The organism is Neptunicoccus cionae, from assembly GCF_014643735.1.
GTDB classification, from domain to species: domain Bacteria; phylum Pseudomonadota; class Alphaproteobacteria; order Rhodobacterales; family Rhodobacteraceae; genus Amylibacter; species Amylibacter cionae.
In genome coordinates, this window is the sequence record NZ_BMKA01000001.1 from 149,540 (window position 1) to 169,569 (window position 20,030).

Genomic DNA, 20,030 nt, shown 5'->3' on the forward strand with positions numbered 1-20,030 from the left:
TCATTCAAACAGGCTGTCGCGCAGTTTTTCCGCCCCGTCTTGAATAATCGTTTTCTGCGCAATCGCCTGTGCCACGGTCAACCGCTGGGACGGGCCGTGAAACGCCAGAGACGCAAGGTAACGCCCGGACGGGTCTGTCACGGGAACGGCCAGTGCGACCATGCCTTCCATGAATTCTCCATTGTCGATGGCAAAGCCCTGTTTGCGGATCTGGGCAAGCTCTTCCAGCAGGGCGGCGGGAGTCAAAATGGTCGCTTCGGTCAGGGGCTTCAGGTCCAGCGCCGCCACAAAGGCCCGCCGCGCAGCCGGAGCCATCGAGGCCATATAAGCCTTACCACTGGCAGTGCAGTGGAACGGCACATGAGAGCCGACAGGAAGCTGGATGCGAAGAGGCCAGTCAGTATCGACGCGGTCGAGATAATGCATCCCGCTTTCTTGTGGCACCACATAATTAACCGCTTCGTTTACCCGCTGCGCAATCTGTTCCAAAATCTGGTGACGGCTGTGAAAGTCTCGCGCCGAATGAATTAAACCTGCGCCAAGGTCCATCAGTCGCCGCGCCGGTTTCATCCGTTTGCCATCTGCGCATCGGGTAAGGAACCCTTCCTGTTCAAGCGTAGTGCACAACCGGTGCACTGTCTGTTTTGGCAGGTCAAGATGTTCGTTAATCTGGGTCGGTGTAAGTGGTTCGTCCGCGCGGCCGAGGATCTCTAGGATCAACAAGGTGCGCAAATTTGTGGGGATGCGATCTGCGTCGGTCATGTTTTTCCTTTGCAATAGCTTTTGATCTCTGTTTAGCTCATTTTTGAGTTGAAACAAGACTATAAGTCTCATTTTTTGCAAATTGGAGTGCTTTTGGAGTTTGACTACCTTGTCATAGGGGCTGGTTCCGCAGGATGTGCTGCCGCAGCGCGTCTGTCCGAAGATGGACGGCATTCGGTTGCGCTGGTCGAGGCTGGTGGCAAGGACACCAACCCGTGGATTCATATTCCGGTGGGCTATTTCAAGACGATGGGCAATCCGGCGACCGACTGGATGTATCGCACCGCCCCTGATCCGGGGTTGAACGGACGGGATATTCCGTGGCCACGGGGTAAGGTTTTGGGTGGATCATCTTCTATCAATGGATTGTTGTATGTTCGCGGACAGGCCGAGGACTTTGACGGCTGGCGCCAGCTTGGCAACGAGGGCTGGGGCTGGGATGATGTTCTGCCCTATTTCACCAAGGCCGAAACTTGGAAAGGTGAGCCGAAATCGCAGGATCGCGGGACGGCTGGTCCGCTGTCCGTTTCGCCCACACGTCTGAAGCGGGATGTGGTGGATTACTGGATGGATGCGGCAGAGGCAGCGGGCTACAGGCGCAATTCCGATTACAACAGCGGCGATCAGGAAGGTGTTGGCTATTTCCAGTTAACGCTGGATGGCGGACGGCGGTGCTCCTCGGCGCGTGCCTATCTGAAACCGGCGCGGGGTCGCAAAAACCTGCACATTCTGACTCATGCACAGACCGAACGTGTTGTGATCGCTGATGGTCGGGCAACCGGTGTGGTGGTGAACCGCAACGGCCAGAGCGAAACCCTGAAGGCGCGGCGTGAAGTGATCTTGTGTGCAGGGGCAATCGGCTCGCCGCAGATCCTGATGCTGTCAGGGGTCGGCAACGGCGCGGATCTGGCGGAGCAGGGGATCGAAACCGTTTGCCATCTGCCCGGTGTGGGCCGGAACTTGCAAGACCACTTGCAAGCGCGCCCTGTGTTCAAAACCTCGCTCGGGACCATCAACGTCGAAATTAACAACCTGTTCAAGCAGGGGCTTATCGGGCTGCGCTATTTGCTGACCCAGTCCGGTCCGATGACAATGGCAGCCAGTCTTGGGACCGGATTTCTGAAAACCGATCCGCGCATGGCGACGCCCGATATCCAGTTTCACATTCAACCGTGGAGCGCGGATAAACCGGCGGACGGACCGCATAAGTTTTCCGGTTTCACCGCGTCCGTGCTGCAAATGCGCCCAGAAAGCACGGGGCATCTTAAACTGGCCAGCAAGGATTTCCGCGACCATCCCGAAATCCATCCGAACTATCTGGCGACAGAAACGGACCAGCGCACGTTGGTCGCTGGGATCGAGATTGCCCGCAAAATCGCGCGGACCAGTCCGCTGGCGGATTATATTTCAGAGGAACACGCGCCGGGGGCGGGGGTAGCCTTGGGCGATTACGCAGCGACGCTGGATTGGGCGCGGGACACGTCTGTGACGATCTATCACCCGACCGGCACCTGCAAAATGGGCCGCGACAGTCAGGCGGTCGTCGATCCGCAACTGCGGGTTCACGGGGTGGACGGATTGCGGGTGGCAGATGCCTCTATCATGCCTGTGATCACAAGCGGCAACACCAATGCCCCGTGCATCATGATCGGGGAAAAACTGGCGGCAATGGTTCTGGAGGATGCAGGCAAATGATGGATATGGTGCTTGATTTTGGCAAGATTATCATCGCGGATTTGATCCTATCCGGTGACAATGCGCTGATCATCGGTATGGCGGCGGCGGGGCTGGCGCCGGAGTTGCGCAAGAAGGCAATTCTGTATGGGATGGTCATCGCGGCGGTGTTGCGGATTGTTTTTGCGGTGGTAGCGACCAAACTTCTGGGAATTCCGGGCATTTTGTTTGTCGGCTCGCTGCTGCTGGTCTGGGTGTGTTGGCGGCTTTATCAGGAAATCCGCGAGAATGTGGACGAACAGGCGGAACATGCCCTGATGGATGCCGAGGACCCGACCAAGGGCTACACCGGCGCACCCACGCGCACGCTGTTTTCCGCGCTGGTGTCGATCACGATAGCTGACGTGTCTATGTCGCTCGACAATGTTTTGGCGGTGGCAGCGATTGCTGACGGGGATACCAATATGTTGATCTTCGGTCTGGCGCTGGCGATCATCCTGATGGCCTTTGCCGCAACGATGATCATGCACCTGTTAACGATGTACCCGTGGATTTCATGGCTCGGCCTGATCGTGCTGGTCTATGTGGCCGGTGAAATGATGTATCGCGGATTTTTTGATGCCAGCAGTGGCGTGGGGCCGATGCTGGGGCTGATAGAAGGGTATAATTTAAGCAAGGGGCACTAGCCCCCTCTGCCACAGATAATTCAGCGGATTGGGGAGGATCGAGCGATCGTATCCGTATGAATAAGCCGAACCAAACGCCTTCGTGGTTTGGCAATATACTAAGAAGGCTACATTTTGGGAGGACGTAATGTTCAATTTGAAGACGATTGCCAAGGGGGCCGCAGCATCCGTTGTCGGCGCATCCTTGTTTGTATCTTCTGCATTTGGGGAAACAGTGATCCGCATTCAGACGGTGATCTCGGCCAAGGCAGATGAAGTTGTCATGCTTAAGGACTTCGGGGAAGATGTGACCGCTTTGACCAATGGCGAGGTGCGTTTTGAAATCCTGCCTGCCGGTTCTGTGGTCGGCGTTGCCGAAACGCTGGATGCTGTGGATGCGGGTCTGATTGACGGTGGCTTTGCCTGGACACACTATTGGTCCGGTAAGCACCCTGCGGCCATGCTGTTCGGGTCTCCGGTGGCGGGCGCGGGTGTTGGAATCGACAACATCGCCTTTGTGTCGTGGTTTCAGTTCGGTGGCGGCAAGGAACTCTATGACCAGCTTTGGGACGAGATGGGTATGAACGTGAAGGGTTTCATGCTGCAACCTGTCGGACCCGAAGCGCTCGGCTGGTTCAAAGAGCCGATCACTTCTATGGATGATTTCCGCAAATACCGCTTCCGCACGCCTCCGGGTATTCCAGGCCAGACCTATAAAGACATCGGCGTGGCCTCTGTCGCGATGGGCGGCGGGGATATTCTGCCTGCGCTTGAAAAGGGGACGATTGATGCGGCTGAATGGTGCTGCCCCAAGCCTGACTCTGTCTTCGGCTTTCAGAAAGTCCTGAAGCATTACTACCTGCAAGGGTTGCATCAGGTTGTTGTGAACGCGGATCTTTACCTTAACAAGGATGTCTATGACAGCCTGACACCGCTGCAACAAAAAGCCATCGAAGTGGCGGCGAATGCGTCCCTGTCCAAAGCCATGTCCTACCGGATTTACGAAAACGGCAAGGCGCTGAAGGATCTGACGGAAAACCACGGCGTGATCCTGCACGACACGCCTGCGGATTATTTCCCGGCCTATATGAACGCGGCCAAAGCCTCGCTCGAAAAGAATGCGGCAGAGAACGAGTTCTTTGCCAAGGTCTGGCAGTCTCAAAAGGATTTCGCAGCGATTGCTGTGCCGTACTGGGCTGGTTCGCAAGCCTCTAATGCGGCGCTCGGCAAGGCGTTTGCTGACTCTGTAAAATAAACTGCGCGGGGCGCGGCTGCGGCTGCGCCCCGAACCGTCTATTTGCAAGCGCCTTTCTGAGGGGGCGTTTTCATATAAACACGGGGAGAGTGTCGCATGGCAGAAGAAGTGGAACCGGGCAAACTGGAAATCACGGACGAGCTGATCGCAGAGCGGAATGATTTTATTCCGGGCCAGACGCCAGCGGATATGACGCCCTGGATGCGCCCGATTGTTGCGGTCATCGATGTGCTGAACCTCTGGGTCGGGCGGTTGGCCTGCCTGCTGGTTATTCCGATCATCGCGGTGATGGTGATAGAGGTGGTCAGCCGCAAGTTGTTCCTTGCGCCCACCGATTATTCCTTTGAATACAGCCGGATGCTGGCGGGGGCCATGTTCATGCTTGGCGCCGGATACGCCCTGATGCGCGGGGTGCACATCCGTGCCGATTTCATTTACCGGAACTGGAGCAAGGAAACCCAGATGACGGTGGACGGGCTGTTGTATCTGGCCTTCTACTTTCCGGCGATGGTGTTCTTTCTCTGGGTGTCGTTTGAATATACCTCAAAGGCCTGGGTGACGTGGGAGCGCAGCATGGACACGGCGATGATGGCGCCCCTTGCGCCTGCGCGTACGGCCATGCCGCTCTGTGCGTTATTGCTGCTGTTGCAGGGCATTTCAGAGCTGCTGAAAACCCTTTACGAGATGAGCGCCGCGCGCCGCCGTCTGTTTCTGATTGCCTTGCCGTTCTATCTGGTAGGGCTGACGATCGTCTTTCTGGCGACGGTTTATCCAAATATGATCCCGCTGGGCGACTGGTGGCGCAGCCTTGTTGGCGGACTTGGTGGCAGTGGTGTGTCGCAGGAAACCATCGGCCTGATCATGATCGCAGTGATGCTGTTCTCGATCTTCGTCGGCTTTCCGATTTCCTTTACCCTGATCTTCCTTGCCTTCGTTTTCGGGGCTTGGGGGTTCAAGGCGAAGATGGCGTTCTATCTACAAACCTTTCAGTTCAATTCGACCATGCTGGATGAACAACTGGTGGCGGTTCCGCTGTTTGTGTTCATGGGTATCCTGATGGAAAAGGCCGGTCTGATGGAACGGCTGTTTACGGCGATCCAATTGATGTTTTCGCGCACCCGCGGGGCGTTGTTCGTGGCGGTCCTGTTCGTGTCGATGATCTTTGCCGCCGCGACAGGCATTGTGGGCGCATCGGTGACGATCCTTGGCATTATGGCAGCCCGCACGATGAATAAATCGGGCTATGACGTACGTCTTGCAGCGGGCACGATCACGGCGGGGGGGACGCTGGGTATTCTGATCCCGCCCTCGATCATGCTGGTGGTGATGGGGCCGGTGCTGGAGGTTCCGGTGACAGAGCTGTTTCAGGCCGCGATCATTCCGGGGATCATGCTGGCGGTGCTTTATATGGTCTACGCGCTTGTGCGGTGCTGGATCAATCCCGACCTTGGCCCGATCCTGCCTGTGGATGAACAGCCTGAAACCTCGCCCTATTACGCGCTGGAGTTCACGTCGGTTTTTGCCTCCCTTGTGGTGATGATCTGGCTGATTACGCTGGGCATCAACGGCAGCCTTTCGGGCCTGTTTCCGTTCGCTGGCCTGATCGTGCCGCTGGCTTGGGTCGCGGTGATGTGGGCCGTTTACACTTGGGCGCGCAAAGTCCGGCCGGGCGGATTTTATTATTCCGATCTGTGGTATGAATTCTTCATGGGGCTGGTGCCACCCACAACGCTTATCGCCTTTGCACTCGGCTCTATTCTTGCAGGCTGGGCCACACCGGCCGAGGCTGCGGCCTGCGGGGCCTTTGGCGCGTTGCTGCTGTCGCTCGCCTACAACAAACTGACTTGGGCGAGTTTTTATGATGCGATGATCAAGACGCTGGAAATCACCGTTCTGATCATGTTCCTCGTAGCCGCCTCCAACTTCTTTGGCGCAGTGTTCAGCCGCCTTGGCACACCGACCATGCTGACCGAACTGCTGCTGGCATGGGAGCTGGCGCCGACCATGATCCTGATCATCATCATGGCGCTGATCTTCCTGTTGGGCTGGCCGCTAGAATGGGTGCCGATCGTCCTGATCATCGTGCCGATCCTTGTGCCAACGCTAGAGGCTTTGCAGATCAATCTGACGTGGTTTGCCATTCTGGTGGCGGTGAACCTGCAAACGGCGTGGCTGTCGCCGCCCGTGGCGCTGTCGGCCTACTTCCTCAAAGGCGTGGTGCCTGAGTGGGACCTGAAGGACATTTACCTTGGTATGATGCAGTTCATGCTGATCCAGTTGCTCGGGCTGATCCTGATCTTTTCCTTCCCGCAAATCGCGCTTTGGTTGCCGGCTTATTTCGCAGGGCAGTAGCCGGGAGAAACCGCTTGCACATGGTCGGCTGATCCGGTTTGAAATGGCCGACCATAAAAAGGAGCGGCGCAATGTTTGCCAAAGAAGGTTTGATTGACGAAATCCGTGGACGGTTCGCCCATGTGGACAACTGCCCGTTTCAGGGGCCGCGGGTGTTCTTTGAAAACGCGGGCGGCGCGTTGACGCTGAAGTCGGCGGTAGAGACGACAACCTTTTACGCCTCCATCCCAGATAATCAGGGCCGCGATAACGTGGCCAGCGCCGAATTGATGCGGGTCATCGCCAAGGCCAAAGACGACATGCGCGTGTTCTTCAACGCGCCAAAGGGTCAGTTCTTTGTGGGCGAAAGCGGCACCGAATTGTTGTTCCGCATGATCCGCACGGCGGTGATCGAAAGTGGTGCGGGCAAGGTTCTGGGCAGCACGCTGGAACATCCCGCCAGCCGCTCTGCCGCGCTGCGCTGGGCGGGGATTGCGGGCAAGGACTATATTTCGGTGCCCCACGACGATGAAACCGGCTCTGTCAGTGCGGATGACTATGCGCCTCATGTGACGTCTGATACGGTTGTGGCCACCATCCTGCACACCTCTCCGGTCACGGGGATGGCCGTGGATGTGGAGGGGATCGTCAAGGTGATCCGCGCCACCGCACCTGACTGTCTGATCATTGTGGACGGTATCCAGCACGCAGCCCACGGGCGGCTCGATATTGCTGCTTACGGCGTGGACGGTTATGCAGTGTCCCCTTACAAAGTGTTCTCCCGTCACGGCTATGGTGTTGCTTGGGTCTCGGACCGTTTGGGCGCGATGAACCACGATATGCTGATCAACGGACCTGCTGACAATTGGGAGTTTGGCACACGGGACACAGGCGCTTATGCGACGTTTTCCGATGTGGTGGAGTACTTTGACTGGCTCGGCGGGCAGCTTACAGACAGCTCCGACCGGCGTGAACGGATAGAGGCAGCAGGCGCAGCGATCCATGCCCATGAGAAAAACCTCACCGATGCGATGCTGCACGGGGTTGGCAACCTCAAGGGCGTTGCCGAACTGGATGGCGTGTCCGTGATCGGCGGCATCGACAATCCCCTGCGCGAAGGTCTGGTGTCCCTGACAGTTGAAGGCATGACAGCGGCGGACGTAGTGACTGCGCTGAACGCCCAGAACATCCGCACCCACCTGCGCAAGGCGGACCATTACTCGGGCAACGTACTTGATCCGCTCGGACTCGACAGTTGCGTGCGCGTATCCATGTGCCACTACAACACCGAACAGGAAGTTTCGCAGTTTCTGACAGCCATGCAGGGGATTGTGGACAGCCGTTCCACTTAAACGAACAGTGAAATTCGTTACTGCCAGATGACACATCGGGTGCCCCGTTCTACATTCAGGTAACAGAACGGAGGCACCCATGACCCACGTACCAGTCCAAGTCCAAGGCATTCACCACATCACCCTGAACGGCGCAGACCGCCAGACCTCGGTCGATTTCTGGGAAGGCGTGCTGGGCATGCCGCTGATTTTCGAGCAACCCAATCTGGACGCGCCAGAGATCAACCACCTGTATTTTGACACCGGCGACGGGCGCACCCTGACCGTTTTCACCGAAGAGGGCCGCCAACCGCCGAGCCAGAAGCTCGCCCAGCAACCCGGCTCCCTGCACCACATCGCCTTTTGGGTGTCCCAAGCCACCATACGGCTGGCCGAGGACCGTCTCAAGGCGCAAGGATACGGGTCCAGCGGGATCAAGGATCGGGGCTTCATGGATAGCCTCTACTTTCGTGATCCGATGGGCCTGCTGGTGGAACTGGCCAGCTACAAATTCGATCCGCCCCAAGGCAAAACCCACGGGGATGTCCTGAACCTCGCCCATAAAATCCGGCTGGAACGGGATGGTCTGGCGATAGAAACAGCGGATGTCGCAGATGCGCTGGCACGGCTGTCAGAGCGGTGAAGCCCGCGTGGGCCGTGGAGCTTCCCAACCCTTCGCGGCGAAGAAAACCCACTTTATCCCGTAAGGATTGAACCATTCCTTCTGCGAGGCGTTGGGCCTGCAAAGGAGATTTACCATGGCCGATAAAACCACCGACAGCACACAACCTGAATCGACAGCTGAAACAGAAGGTCTGACAGTTGTAACCCCCGGCGAAGAGCGCAACATCCGCAAGGAAGCCGTAGACCGCGACGACACACCAGTCGCAGACCTCGCCCGCGAACTGCCCCCCGAAATAAAAGAGGCCGTACGCAGCGAAGGCACCTGGGACGGCGACGCAGGCCGCCACGACGGCGACGACGCACAAGAAACGTCCGGTGCACTTAGCGGCATTAGGTCTGATCGCAGTAGGGAGGAATGAAGGGGGGATCGCGGCCCCGTGGGAACCTCGTGGGGTGCGGGTGGCCGAGCAGTGAGGGGGTAGAGCCGCTGTCAGGGAGGAGTGGATGTGAAAATTCGCCATGTTGGGCGGGAAGCGGACGTTGGCTGCGGTCTGAACAGATAGCCGCGATGCGGACTTTTCAGACCTTGGATATTCAGCCCTCGCTGGTGCAGCATCGCTTCGCATCTTCATCACGCTTGTTTTTGCATTGCGGCACAAATCGCCAATCCGGTCATTCAAGGGAATCGATTTCGCCCGCACATAAACCACACTTTCGTTGTAATCCGGTCAGACCAGTCTGGCGCGGGACAAGCGCCGCCTTGCGCCGCCGTGGCTACGGTTGGCGCTCCATTTCCTCGCATGTGCAGCAGGTCCATTGGGGTGATCCGGCTTTGCCGCCCCAGGGGATGTTAAAAAACCTTTTCAAAGGCCGCACCGCATTCGACTTATCCGCCGAGGGCTTCCAAGCCGTGGAAATTTTCCGTTAAGTCCGCGAAAGGAACGACCCAGTGGACTTTTTCCATCTTTTTGCAGTTTTGTACTTTCTTATAACCTTTGCAAAGAAGCGCGCATCTCAATAGATATGTCCAGCTGATGAGACACTTTTTCCACTCGGTTTTCGATCAAGTCGATCAAACTTTCAGCGGCAACGCGACCCATTTGGCGGTGCGGAACATGCACTGTGGTGAGGGCTGGAAAAACGTGCTTGGCCAGCTCAATATCGTCAAATCCGGTGACTGAAATATCATCTGGAACATTGAAACCCAAGTCGCGTGCCTTTGAGATTACCCCAGCTGCGAGAACATCGTTTCCGCACATGATTACTGTCGGTTTAACGTCAGCCTGAACCAGCTGTTCAAAGGCCGCAGCGCCGCTTTCTGTTTCATAGGGTGTCTGAATGATGGGGAGGTCATTTAGATGAAAGCCATGTGCCTGCCAGCTGTCCTGAATGCCAGCCAGTCGTTCCGCTGCGCGATCATTGCCGTCAAGAATGCCGGAAATGACAGCAATCTGTCTGTGACCCATATCGATGACCTTGTCCGCTAACAGCCGCATTGCGGCACGGTTGTCAAATCCCACAGAGGCGTGTTCCGAATCTGGTATCGAGGCCCATGCCAACACTGTTGGAATCCCACGTCGGGCCAGATACTCATACACCGCTTCGTCTCGTTCATAGCCGATCAGCAGCAGGCCATCTGCGCCACGCGCCACAAGTTCGCGAATTTGCTGAGCTTCCAGTTTCGGCTGATAGGCGCTGCTTGAGACCAGCAAATTGTATCCTTTTTCAAGAAGTTTTTCCTGAAAAGCCTGCAAGCCGCGGGCAAAAATAGCGTTCTCCATCGTGGGAATTATCGCGCCGATTGTATGGGATTGTTTGGCCGCCATCGCCCGCGCGTTGAAATTCGGCGTGTAGCCAAGTGATTCTACCGCTTCCATCACTTTCGCCAGCGTTTTGGGCGACACTTTTTGTTTTTCGTTCAGGCAACGCGACACCGTAGCCGTCGAAACACCAGCGGCGTTTGCGACATCATCCAATGTAGGAATGCTAGGTGAAACATGCATTTGCGGGCAGATCCTCGGCCGTTCTGTGTTGGTCTAACGTAAAATAAATAATTTGCAGATTAAAGATGTAAGCGCTTGCAATTTTTTTATGTAAGCGTTTACACTGGGCTCGAACCAGACAGCAGGGAGGCTCGTCATGTTTCTCATCGGTGCAGCTATTGTATTTACAGCGTTCTTTTTGAACGTAGCGTTGGGCGCTTTTGCCGACGCTGCGGTCCTCGGGGACGTCGGTGAAATGTTGGTTCTGTCTTGTGCGTCGGTTTTGTTTGTCGTCGCCATTTTAAGAAAAGAAGCTGATCGCTCGGAGAACGACGACAGCAGATAAGCCTAATGGGAGGAGATCCAGATGGATCAGCAAGATCGTAAAGAGATTGCGTCAGTAGAACGCCGGAATTTTCTAAAAGTAGCATCAAGCGCAGGTTTCACGGCCGCACTTGTGGCAGGTGCCGCAGGCACGCTTTGGTCGACTGAGGCCGCAGCGCAATCTGCCACTGAAGAGCGCGATCGCGAAGCCGCGGCCGAGCACACGATGACAGTCGCCACAGCCTATGTTCTGGGTGCATCGCGCAGCTATCCTATCATGCAGCTGGACCTCAAAGAGAACATCCAGAACGCCACAAACGGCAAGGTCTACGTCAAGCTGGCCCCGGGTGGTCAGTTGGGTGCAGGCGGTGCGTTGGTGCAGGCCGTTCAGGGTGGCACAATCCAGGCCGCGCAGCATTCGCTGTCCAACTTTGCGCCTTTCGCCTCCACTGTTGACCTGATCAACATGCCTTACTTGTGTGGTTCCAACCAGCGTTTCACAAACCTTGTGAACTCCGATTTTTGGAACACCAACGTCACGCCCAAAATCGAACAAAACGGCTTTAAGCCTTTGTTCTACGTCAACATCGACCCGCGGGTTGTTGCGGTTCGTAAGGGCGGCAACGGTGCTGTTCTGACGCCGGGCGATTTGGACGGGGTGAAATTCCGCGTGCCGGGGTCTGCGATGTTGCAGCAGTATTACCGCATGGTTGGCGCCAACCCGACGCCTGTTGCATGGGGTGAAACGCCTTCCGCGATCCAGCAGGGTGTGGCTGATGCGCTTGACCCGTCGGTCGGCGCGCTCTTCGTGTTCGGCTTCAAGGACATGCTGTCCCACGTGACGTTCACGCAAGCGGTACCAGACTCACAGGTCTATTCGTGTAACCTCGAATGGTTCAACTCCATGCCTGCCGACATCCAAGAAGGCATCATGTGGGCCTCCGAGATGACTGGGCACCAGAATCTTGCCAAAGTGCCATCCGCACGTGCGCATGCCATGGCCGAGCTGGCCAAAGCCGGCGTTGAATTCCACAGCCTCAGCGATGACCAGCTGGCCGAGTGGAAAGACGCAGGCGGTTATCAGCGTTCCGAGTGGGACGAGTTCAAGGTCGAGCTTGCTGGTTCCATGGATGCCTTTGCGCAGATGGAAGAAGCGGCCTCGACACAAGGTAAGTACTACGTGCACGACGCGTAAACGAACCCGTCGGACGCCGCCACGGCGTCCGACACTCTTTTTCTTCTACATGCAAACGGTTCGCGCACAGGATGTGCGGTCTGTTTGCATGGCAACCGAAGGGACGCATTGTGGAATTCCTGCGCAAATTTGATCAAAATGCGGAGCGCTGGCTACTTTTGATCTTCTACGTGATGCTGGTCATCACCATGGCCGTTGAAGTGCTGCGCCGCGAAATATTCGCCTATTCGTCCATCTGGGGCGAAGAAATTGTGCGGTATTCCTTTATTTATCTCGCGTGGATCGGGGCCTCGGCGGCCATAAGAGAACGCGCGCACATCCGCATTGATGTGGTCATGCACTATCTCGGTCAACGGCCCAAAGCGCTCCTGTATATGTTTGGTGATATCGTCATGATGGTTGTCGCTTTGATCGCGCTTTATTGGTCGTTTGAAGCTGTACACGTGTCATGGAAGTTCGGTTCTGTGACGGACGGTTTGCGGATCTCCAAGGTGTGGTTCCTCATGGCTGTTCCCACAGGTTTTGGCCTGATGATCTGGCGTCTGCTGCAATCGCTGCGCCGCGACTTCATTTCCCTCAAGACTGGCAAGCCGGTCTATGAGGGCGACACTCTGTTTGATTGAGGAGCAGCGCTATGCTTTGGAACACTGTCGCGCAGACTGTTGAGCTTGGCTGGGACTTTTATGTGCCTGTCATCTTATTCGTAGCTCTTATCGCAATGGCCGTGCCCGTGTGGGCGGCGATTGGATCCTCTGCCATTTTGATGTTGCTCATGTCAGGCGACCTGCCGCTCAGCCTTGTGGGCGAGCGGTTGTTCACCGGCATTGACGCCTTTGCACTGACCGCGATCCCGCTGTTCATCCTGACCGGCGACGTGTTGGTCCGAACGGGGCTCAGTCGTAAGTTCCTCGACGTGGCCGAAGCACTCACCTGCTTCACCAAAGGCGGTTTCGGCTCTGCCACGGTGCTGGTCTGCGGCATGTTTGCTGCGATCTCAGGCTCAGACGCGGCTGGTGCTGCTGCGGTGGGTCGTATGACGATCGCTCGTCTGGTCGAGGCTGGATACCCCCGCCCCTATGCCTGCGCTCTGGTGGCCGCGGGTGCTTGTACAGGTATCCTGATCCCACCTTCTATCGCTTACATCATCATCGGCCTTGTGCTGGGTGTTTCCGCCTCCACCTTGTTCCTCGCGGCCTTGATCCCCGGTCTGTGCATCCTGTTTGCGATCCTGATCACCAACCTCGTTGTGAACCGGGTCTATGCCTATGAGGGCGGCGGCAATCTGACATTCTCCGAATGGCTGGCTAATCTGGGCCGTGCGCTCAAATCTGGCTGGTATGCGTTCATCGTGCCCGGCATCATCTTTTATGGCATCTTTTCTGGGCGTCTGACGCCAACAGAAGCCGGTGCAACTGCTGTTGTTGTTACGATCTTGATGGGGTTTCTCCTCAGAACACTTAGCTTTGCTGATTTCCCTGCGATGTTGGTCAGCTCGGCCAAGGTCAACGGCGTGATCCTTCCTATCATCGCCTTTTCTGCCCCACTGGCCGAAGCCCTTGCGATCATGGGTGTGCCACAAGGCTTTGTCACCTCAGCCACAAGCCTTACCAATGAGCCGTGGATCCTGATCCTGTTGATGATCGGCATCCTGATCGCGGCGGGCTGTGTGATGGAAACCACGCCCAATATCGTGATCTTGGCCCCGATCCTTCAGCCTTTGGCCGAAAACATCGGCATGAACGAGATCCAGTTTTGCATCATGATGATCACCGCGCTTGGTGTGGGATTCATCACGCCACCGCTGGGCCTTAACCTCTTTGTTGTCTCTGGCATCACGGGTGAATCAATCCTGAAGATCGCCGCGCGCGCCGTGCCATTTGTATTGTGCATGTTTGTCGTGGTCTTGTTCATCGCCTATGTGCCAGCCGTTTCAACAACTTTGCTTCCAGATATCTACAAGTAGGACCCCAAAACAATGACACGCGAATACCTCAAGAAAGCGACCCTCACATCGGCGTCTGGCGCATCGGACGTCCACGATACGGTTGTCACTATTCTGGATGACATCAAGGCAGGCGGCGACGCCAAAGCGATGGAATATGCTGCCAGATTCGACCAGTACGAAGGCAATGTTCTGTTGACCCAGGCCGAGATTGAAGCCGCCAGCGCCTTGGTTCCCGAAAAGCTCAAGGCGGATATCCAGTTCGCCCACGACAACGTCAAACGCTTTGCCGAGCTGCAGAAGAGCACTGTCGCCGACGTCGAGATGGAGATCGAGCCGGGCTATGTGGCCGGTCAGAAGGCGATCCCTGTGGATGCCGCAGGCTGCTACGTGCCCGGCGGCCGCTACAGCCACATCGCCAGCGCCATCATGACCGTCACCACTGCTAAAGTGGCGGGTTGCAAGCACATCACCGCCTGTTCACCACCGCGCCCCGGCGTCGGTGTGGCCCCCGCCATCATCTATGCCGCGCACATTTGTGGCGCTGACAAAATCTTGGCCATGGGCGGCGTGCAGGGCGTGGCCGCAATGACCTACGGCCTGTTCGGGTTGCCCAAGGCCAACATTCTCGTCGGTCCGGGCAACCAGTTTGTTGCCGAAGCCAAGCGCATCTTGTTCGGCAGTGTCGGCATCGACATGATCGCTGGCCCCACCGACAGCTTGGTCCTTGCAGACAAGCACGCCGACCCGCACATCGTTGCGACCGACTTGGTCAGCCAAGCCGAACATGGCTACAACTCTCCGGTGTGGCTGGTCACTGACGACCGCGCATTGGCCGAAGACGTCATGGCGCGCGTGCCGGGCTTGATCGAGGACCTGCCACAGCTGAACCGCGACAACGCATTTGCCGCATGGCGCGACTATGCCGAAGTCATCGTGTGTGCCGACCGCGTCGATATGGCCAAATGCAGCGACGAATACGCACCCGAGCATTTGACTGTGATGGCCGAAGACCTCGATTGGTGGCTGGAAAACCTGACCTGCTACGGGTCGCTGTTCTTGGGTGAAGAAACGACAGTTTCCTACGGCGACAAAGCGTCGGGCACCAACCACGTTCTGCCGACTTCTGGCGCGGCGGGCTACACGGGCGGTCTGTCGGTGCACAAGTACATGAAGATCGTCACATGGCAGCGCGCAACGCAAGAAGCCTCCAAGGATGTGGCGATTGCAACTGCCCGTATCTCGCGGCTTGAGGGGATGGAAGGGCACGCGCGCGCCGCAGATGTGCGCCTTGCCAAATACTTCCCCGGCGAAAATTTTGACCTGACAGCCGAAGGTTGAACACGTGACCCACACTGCCCCCCTTTTTGACCTGTCTGGCAAGGTTGCTTGTATCACAGGTGCCAGTTCCGGCCTTGGCCGTCGCGCAGCGATCACGCTCGCCGCGGCGGGGGCGTCGGTTGTGGTTATTGCAAGACGTGCGGAGGCTTTGGATAGCCTTTGCGCTGAAATCGGCCCTAAGGCTGCGCGGGTCGTGGCCGATGTGGCAGACCGCGAAAGCCATGCGCAATTGGTCAGCGATGTTTCTGCCCCGTTTGGCGCGCCGGACATTCTGATCCATGCGGCGGGCGTCAACACGCGGCAAGTGGCGGATGACGTGACGCCGGAGGGATGGGATCAAACGATTGCCCTGAACCTGAATGCGCCATTCTTTTTGTCTCAGGCCTTTGTGCCTGCCATGCGTGACAAGGGCTGGGGGCGCATCGTGAACTTTGCCTCATTGCAAAGCAAACGGGCCTTCCCCGGCGGCATTGCATATGGCGCGACCAAAGGCGGCATCAGCCAGTTGACCCGCGCCATGGCTGAGGCTTGGTCCCCCCACGGGATCAACACCAATTCCATCGGGCCGGGGTTTTTCCCCACGGAATTGACCGCGGCGGTTTTTGACGACCCAGCGCGTGCCGACCGCAATGCCGCGCAAACCTGTGTCGGTCGCAACGGGACATTGGAAGATATAGACGGCCCGATTTTGTTTTTGTGCTCGGATGCGTCTGCATTTGTCACAGGTCAGGTTCTGATGGTTGACGGAGGGTTCACTGCAAAATGAAAGCACTGGTTTATCAAGGCGTTGAGACATTGGATTTTACCGATGTGCCGGATGCGACCCCGCAAGCCGGAGAGCACCTGATTAAGGTTGAGGCCGTTGGCATCTGCGGATCTGACATGCATGCTTATCTTGGCCATGACGAACGCCGTCCTGCGCCGCTTATTTTGGGACACGAGGCGGCTGGCAAGATCGTGGGCGGCACACATGATGGGATGCGCGTCACTGTAAACCCGCTGGTGACTTGCGGTGTCTGCCCTGCTTGCAAGGCAGGCCGCGAGAACCTGTGCCCTGAGCGGCAGATCATCTCAATGATGCCACGCGAAGGCGCGTTTGCGCAATATGTGGCGATGCCGATGTCCAATCTGGTCGAAGTGCCGGATCATGTGCCACTGGAAAAGGCCGCATTGGCGGAACCATTGGCCGTCAGTTGGCACGCCGCGCGACTGGTGCTTGAGGCGCTGCACCCCGCGATGGATCGTCGTGCGTTAGTGATCGGTGGTGGGGCCATCGGTTTGGCCGCGTCGCTTGCGCTGAAAGCGATGGGGCTGGACGACGTGACTATCGTGGAACCTGATCCCGCCAGATGTGCCTTTTTGTGTGACCAAACGGGTCAAACTGCGGTTGCGGAGACTGACCAAAGTTATCCTGTGGTGATCGACGCGGTCGGGTTCGGGGTGACGCGCGCCTCTGCCACTCGCCTTGTGCAGCCGGGCGGTGTCATCGCGCACGTGGGTTTGGGCGATGATGGCCTCGGCCTAGACGTGCGCCGCATTACCCTGCAAGAGATCGCGTTTATCGGTACCTACACCTACACTGCCGTCGATTTTCGCGAAACGGCCGCTGCTCTGTTCGATGGGCGTCTCGGCCCGTTGGACTGGACCCAAACCCGCGCCTTGGCCGAAGGGGCAAATGCCTTTGCCGAACTGCGTGCAGGCGAGGTTGCGACACCGAAAATCATTCTTGCCCCCTGGTCTTAACAACGACGGCCCAACCGGAGATCTACCCGTGTATCAAAAAATCCTTGTTCCCATGGCGCTTGACCACGGTGTGTCCAAAGGCACCCTGGAGATTGCCAAAGCTCTGACCGGCGGCACCGGTGAGATTATCGCCCTGCATGTCTATGAAGCGCCACAAGGGTCTATTCAGTCGTATGTAGATGATGCAGCCAAAGAAGAAGGGCTTGCGCGGGCGCGGGCCGAACTACAGGCAAAAACCGAACACCTGAGCGGCGTGAAGGCCAAGATGGTGATTGGACATACCTACCGCTCCATCATTGACTATGCCGTGACGCACAGCATTGATTGCATCGTCATGGGATCACACAAACCGGGGTTCAGCGACTATTTTCTGGGCTCGACTGCTGCGCGTGTTGTGCGGCATGCGCCCTGCGCTGTGCACGTTTATCGCAGCACATAACGCTGACTTGCTCAAAAGAATTCTATCCAATCAGAAAGGCTTTTTCTTATGAATATCGACAAGAAGATCGTGGATGATCTTGTCGCAAACGACGTCTCTTTCGTCACCACCGTGCCGTGCAAACAGCTCGCTGGTGTGATCGAAGAGGTCGACGTACGCGAAGACATTTTCCATATCCCGTCAAACAAAGAAGACGAAGGCATGGGGCTGTGCGCCGGTGCCTTTATGGGCGGCAAACGCCCCGCCATCATCATGCAGAACACCGCGATTGGTGTGACGATCAATACGTTGGCAACGCTGACGCAATTCTACCGCATGCCGCTGCCGATGATTATCTCCTACCGGGGTGAATTGCGCGAGCCTGTGGCCTGTCAGGTCGAAATGGCAGTACACACCAAAGCGCTGCTGGCACAGTTGAACATCCCGACCTACCACTTCCACTGGAAGGACGATGTCAAGGAATTCGACAACATCCTGAAATACACCTTCATGTGCAACAAACCCGTGGCGATCCTGACCGACGCCAACTTCTGGGGAGGCTATGGCGACCAATGATCCGTTCTGAAATTCTCAAAGAAATCGCCCCGATCCTTAATCCGCACCTTGTTGTTTGCAACATCGGTCTGCCCAGCCAAGAGCTGCACATGATCGATGACAACGAGCGTAACTTTTATATGCTTGGTACAATGGGTCTGTCGTCTTCCATCGGCTTTGGTCTGGCACTTGCGCAAGACAAGCCAGTGATCTCCATCGACGGGGACGGCTCGGTTTTGACCAACCTTGGCACATTGCCCACCATCGCCAACAATGCGACGGGCAACTTCACGCTGTTGATCATCGACAACGGGTCCTATGGCTCCACCGGGGATCAGCCGACATACGCAGGCATGAAAACCAACCTGACGAATGTGGCGCGTGCATGTGGTTGCGAAAACGTCGTGGAAGTGCAAGACAAGGACCTTGGCACCGTCTTGCAAGCCGCCATCGACAGCGAAGAGATGACCATAATCGTATGCAAGTGTGACAGCGGGAACATCAAACTGCCTGTCATCACGATGGACCCGGTTGTGATCCGTCACCGCTTTATGGAAGCTGTGAAAGGCTGATGTCCGTCAATGCCATCCATAGTGCCGAGGATGCACGACGTGTTGCAAAGCGGCGCCTTCCATGGATGGTGTTTGACTACATTGACGGCGCCGCAGGGTGCGAAACAGGGGCGGCGCGCAATCGGGCCACCCTTGATGCCGTTACATTACGGCCACGTATTCTGCGCGACGTTGCTACCCGCGATCTAAGAGTGCCTCTGTTCGGTACACAAGCCGCGCGCCCGTTTGGCATTGCACCGATGGGCATGTGCAATCTTAGCGCGCCGGGGGCGGACCTGATGCTGGCCCGTTTGGCCGCGCAATACAAAGTGCCCCATGGTGTGTCGACCGTGGCCTCGACACCGCTTGAGAAGATTATCGAAGTCGCCGAAGGGCACGCTTGGTTTCAACTGTATTTCACCGGAGACGGGACCGGCACGTTCCAACTGGTCGAACGAGCCAAGGCAGCGGGTTATACGACCCTCGTGTTGACAGTCGATGTGCCAGAGGTTGGTCGCCGCCCTCGCGAATTGCGGCACGGTTTCAAAATGCCGTTCTCGATCGGGCCGCGCCAATTTATTGATTTTGCTCTGCACCCTCGTTGGTCACTGACGCAGCTTGCAGCCGGCAAACCCCAAATGGCCAACTTTGAGATGGACGGCTATGATTTTGATCGCACGGAAAGCCGCGCCAAAGCCACATGGGACACGTTGGCCAGATTGCGTGACATGTGGCGCGGGAAATTGGTGGTCAAGGGGGTGCTAGACGTAGTTGACGCGGCAGACCTAAAGAAAGCTGGCGTTGATGCCATCCAAGTCTCCAGCCACGGTGCGCGCCAATTGGAAAGTGCGCCAGCCCCGATTGAAGTACTGCCGCGCATACGTGCCGAAGTCGGCCCCGATTATCCATTGTTTTTTGATAGTGGCATAAGGTCTGGCGAAGATGTTATGCGTGCCATGCAGCAAGGCGCAGATTTTGTGTTTCTTGGGCGTATTTTGCAGTTCGCTATCGCAGCTGGAGGGGAGGCCGGACTACATCGGCTTTGGGATGTCATCAGCGACGAAATGAGCATCGCTATGGCGCAGACTGGGCAAGCGCTGCTTTCTACCAATCCTGAGCCTTCTTCGAGTCAAGCAATCAACCTATGACTAAGTTTCACAGACGTCCGCGGTCTCAAAAAAAGAGACATAAATTCACGGAAATCCCTTAGTGTGCAAACGTTTGGCTTGCGTTTGATAGCAGAGCGGGAAAACTCCTTGAGGTCAGCTGCAGGTATCAAATGGGCCACCCATTTAAACGGCTTGTACTTCTGGCATCCGATGCCCTTAAGCCGTGCA

At 56.9% G+C, this 20,030-nt stretch carries 21 protein-coding genes; 19 read left to right on the forward strand and 2 right to left on the reverse strand.

Annotated elements, in window-relative coordinates; translation table 11 throughout:
* A complete protein-coding gene (locus IEX10_RS00655; RefSeq protein ID WP_188669931.1) occupies window positions 1-762 on the reverse strand; it encodes an IclR family transcriptional regulator in 762 nt (253 codons plus the stop codon).
* 93 nt (window positions 763-855) lie between these two features.
* Here IEX10_RS00655 and IEX10_RS00660 point away from each other — a divergent pair, with 93 nt between their 5' ends.
* The 8 genes from IEX10_RS00660 (at window position 856) to IEX10_RS00695 (ending at window position 9,570) form a co-directional block, all read left to right on the forward strand.
* The gene (locus IEX10_RS00660; protein ID WP_188669933.1) at window positions 856-2,457 is read left to right on the forward strand and encodes a GMC family oxidoreductase; all 1,602 of its coding nucleotides are present in this window, start codon (window positions 856-858) and stop codon (window positions 2,455-2,457) included.
* Window positions 2,454-3,122 carry a TerC family protein gene (locus IEX10_RS00665; protein ID WP_188669935.1) on the forward strand — a complete coding sequence of 223 codons (669 nt, stop codon included), beginning with the start codon at window positions 2,454-2,456 and terminating at the stop codon, window positions 3,120-3,122. Before IEX10_RS00660 ends, IEX10_RS00665 begins: the two co-directional genes overlap by 4 nt.
* Before the next feature lie 127 nt (window positions 3,123-3,249).
* Entirely contained in the window at window positions 3,250-4,356 is a 1,107-nt protein-coding gene (locus IEX10_RS00670; protein WP_188669937.1) for a TRAP transporter substrate-binding protein, read from the forward strand.
* 96 nt (window positions 4,357-4,452) lie between these two features.
* Window positions 4,453-6,708, forward strand: a complete 2,256-nt coding sequence (locus IEX10_RS00675) for a TRAP transporter large permease subunit (protein WP_188669939.1) — start codon at window positions 4,453-4,455, stop codon at window positions 6,706-6,708.
* A 71-nt stretch (window positions 6,709-6,779) separates the two neighbouring features.
* A complete protein-coding gene (locus IEX10_RS00680) occupies window positions 6,780-8,039 on the forward strand; it encodes an aminotransferase class V-fold PLP-dependent enzyme (protein ID WP_188669941.1) in 1,260 nt (419 codons plus the stop codon).
* Window positions 8,040-8,118: 79 nt separating this feature from the next.
* The gene (locus IEX10_RS00685) at window positions 8,119-8,661 is read left to right on the forward strand and encodes a VOC family protein (protein WP_188669943.1); all 543 of its coding nucleotides are present in this window, start codon (window positions 8,119-8,121) and stop codon (window positions 8,659-8,661) included.
* 115 nt (window positions 8,662-8,776) lie between these two features.
* Window positions 8,777-9,061 carry a hypothetical protein gene (locus IEX10_RS00690; protein WP_188669945.1) on the forward strand — a complete coding sequence of 95 codons (285 nt, stop codon included), beginning with the start codon at window positions 8,777-8,779 and terminating at the stop codon, window positions 9,059-9,061.
* A 149-nt stretch (window positions 9,062-9,210) separates the two neighbouring features.
* A complete protein-coding gene (locus tag IEX10_RS00695; RefSeq protein WP_188669947.1) occupies window positions 9,211-9,570 on the forward strand; it encodes a hypothetical protein in 360 nt (119 codons plus the stop codon).
* Window positions 9,571-9,628: 58 nt separating this feature from the next.
* Here IEX10_RS00695 and IEX10_RS00700 read toward each other — a convergent pair whose 3' ends face one another.
* Complete coding sequence (locus tag IEX10_RS00700; RefSeq protein WP_188669949.1) at window positions 9,629-10,645, reverse strand: LacI family DNA-binding transcriptional regulator; 1,017 nt, start codon at window positions 10,643-10,645, stop codon at window positions 9,629-9,631.
* Between the two features lie 136 nt (window positions 10,646-10,781).
* Here IEX10_RS00700 and IEX10_RS00705 point away from each other — a divergent pair, with 136 nt between their 5' ends.
* The 11 genes from IEX10_RS00705 (at window position 10,782) to IEX10_RS00755 (ending at window position 19,841) form a co-directional block, all read left to right on the forward strand.
* Window positions 10,782-10,970, forward strand: a complete 189-nt coding sequence (locus IEX10_RS00705) for a hypothetical protein (protein ID WP_188669951.1) — start codon at window positions 10,782-10,784, stop codon at window positions 10,968-10,970.
* 21 nt (window positions 10,971-10,991) lie between these two features.
* Window positions 10,992-12,143: a TRAP transporter substrate-binding protein gene (locus IEX10_RS00710; RefSeq protein ID WP_188669953.1), complete on the forward strand. Its 1,152-nt coding sequence runs from the start codon at window positions 10,992-10,994 to the stop codon at window positions 12,141-12,143.
* A gap of 110 nt (window positions 12,144-12,253) precedes the next feature.
* Window positions 12,254-12,766: a TRAP transporter small permease gene (locus tag IEX10_RS00715; protein WP_188669955.1), complete on the forward strand. Its 513-nt coding sequence runs from the start codon at window positions 12,254-12,256 to the stop codon at window positions 12,764-12,766.
* A gap of 11 nt (window positions 12,767-12,777) precedes the next feature.
* Window positions 12,778-14,106 carry a TRAP transporter large permease gene (locus IEX10_RS00720; protein ID WP_188669957.1) on the forward strand — a complete coding sequence of 443 codons (1,329 nt, stop codon included), beginning with the start codon at window positions 12,778-12,780 and terminating at the stop codon, window positions 14,104-14,106.
* Between the two features lie 12 nt (window positions 14,107-14,118).
* Window positions 14,119-15,426, forward strand: a complete 1,308-nt coding sequence (gene hisD, locus IEX10_RS00725) for a histidinol dehydrogenase (protein ID WP_188669959.1) — start codon at window positions 14,119-14,121, stop codon at window positions 15,424-15,426.
* A gap of 4 nt (window positions 15,427-15,430) precedes the next feature.
* Window positions 15,431-16,192, forward strand: coding sequence for an SDR family NAD(P)-dependent oxidoreductase (locus IEX10_RS00730; RefSeq protein ID WP_188669961.1), 762 nt, complete (start codon window positions 15,431-15,433; stop codon window positions 16,190-16,192).
* A complete protein-coding gene (locus tag IEX10_RS00735) occupies window positions 16,189-17,169 on the forward strand; it encodes an alcohol dehydrogenase catalytic domain-containing protein (protein WP_188669963.1) in 981 nt (326 codons plus the stop codon). Before IEX10_RS00730 ends, IEX10_RS00735 begins: the two co-directional genes overlap by 4 nt.
* A 28-nt stretch (window positions 17,170-17,197) precedes the next feature.
* Complete coding sequence (locus IEX10_RS00740; protein ID WP_188669965.1) at window positions 17,198-17,608, forward strand: universal stress protein; 411 nt, start codon at window positions 17,198-17,200, stop codon at window positions 17,606-17,608.
* A gap of 48 nt (window positions 17,609-17,656) precedes the next feature.
* Complete coding sequence (gene comD / locus IEX10_RS00745; protein WP_188669967.1) at window positions 17,657-18,163, forward strand: sulfopyruvate decarboxylase subunit alpha; 507 nt, start codon at window positions 17,657-17,659, stop codon at window positions 18,161-18,163.
* Window positions 18,160-18,714 carry a sulfopyruvate decarboxylase subunit beta gene (gene comE, locus IEX10_RS00750; protein WP_188669969.1) on the forward strand — a complete coding sequence of 185 codons (555 nt, stop codon included), beginning with the start codon at window positions 18,160-18,162 and terminating at the stop codon, window positions 18,712-18,714. Before comD ends, comE begins: the two co-directional genes overlap by 4 nt.
* Window positions 18,714-19,841, forward strand: coding sequence for an alpha-hydroxy acid oxidase (locus IEX10_RS00755; RefSeq protein WP_188669971.1), 1,128 nt, complete (start codon window positions 18,714-18,716; stop codon window positions 19,839-19,841). Before comE ends, IEX10_RS00755 begins: the two co-directional genes overlap by 1 nt.
* Window positions 19,842-20,030: the final 189 nt, after the last annotated feature.

Coding starts and splice junctions, on each gene's coding strand:
- IEX10_RS00655 (WP_188669931.1), bottom strand. CDS start 762: ATGACCGACGCAGATCGCATCCCCACAAATTTGCGCACCTTGTTGATC.
- IEX10_RS00665 (WP_188669935.1), top strand. CDS start 2,454: ATGATGGATATGGTGCTTGATTTTGGCAAGATTATCATCGCGGATTTG.
- IEX10_RS00670 (WP_188669937.1), top strand. CDS start 3,250: ATGTTCAATTTGAAGACGATTGCCAAGGGGGCCGCAGCATCCGTTGTC.
- IEX10_RS00675 (WP_188669939.1), top strand. CDS start 4,453: ATGGCAGAAGAAGTGGAACCGGGCAAACTGGAAATCACGGACGAGCTG.
- IEX10_RS00680 (WP_188669941.1), top strand. CDS start 6,780: ATGTTTGCCAAAGAAGGTTTGATTGACGAAATCCGTGGACGGTTCGCC.
- IEX10_RS00685 (WP_188669943.1), top strand. CDS start 8,119: ATGACCCACGTACCAGTCCAAGTCCAAGGCATTCACCACATCACCCTG.
- IEX10_RS00690 (WP_188669945.1), top strand. CDS start 8,777: ATGGCCGATAAAACCACCGACAGCACACAACCTGAATCGACAGCTGAA.
- IEX10_RS00695 (WP_188669947.1), top strand. CDS start 9,211: ATGCGGACTTTTCAGACCTTGGATATTCAGCCCTCGCTGGTGCAGCAT.
- IEX10_RS00700 (WP_188669949.1), bottom strand. CDS start 10,645: ATGCATGTTTCACCTAGCATTCCTACATTGGATGATGTCGCAAACGCC.
- IEX10_RS00705 (WP_188669951.1), top strand. CDS start 10,782: ATGTTTCTCATCGGTGCAGCTATTGTATTTACAGCGTTCTTTTTGAAC.
- IEX10_RS00710 (WP_188669953.1), top strand. CDS start 10,992: ATGGATCAGCAAGATCGTAAAGAGATTGCGTCAGTAGAACGCCGGAAT.
- IEX10_RS00720 (WP_188669957.1), top strand. CDS start 12,778: ATGCTTTGGAACACTGTCGCGCAGACTGTTGAGCTTGGCTGGGACTTT.
- hisD (WP_188669959.1), top strand. CDS start 14,119: ATGACACGCGAATACCTCAAGAAAGCGACCCTCACATCGGCGTCTGGC.
- IEX10_RS00735 (WP_188669963.1), top strand. CDS start 16,189: ATGAAAGCACTGGTTTATCAAGGCGTTGAGACATTGGATTTTACCGAT.
- comD (WP_188669967.1), top strand. CDS start 17,657: ATGAATATCGACAAGAAGATCGTGGATGATCTTGTCGCAAACGACGTC.
- comE (WP_188669969.1), top strand. CDS start 18,160: ATGATCCGTTCTGAAATTCTCAAAGAAATCGCCCCGATCCTTAATCCG.
- IEX10_RS00755 (WP_188669971.1), top strand. CDS start 18,714: ATGTCCGTCAATGCCATCCATAGTGCCGAGGATGCACGACGTGTTGCA.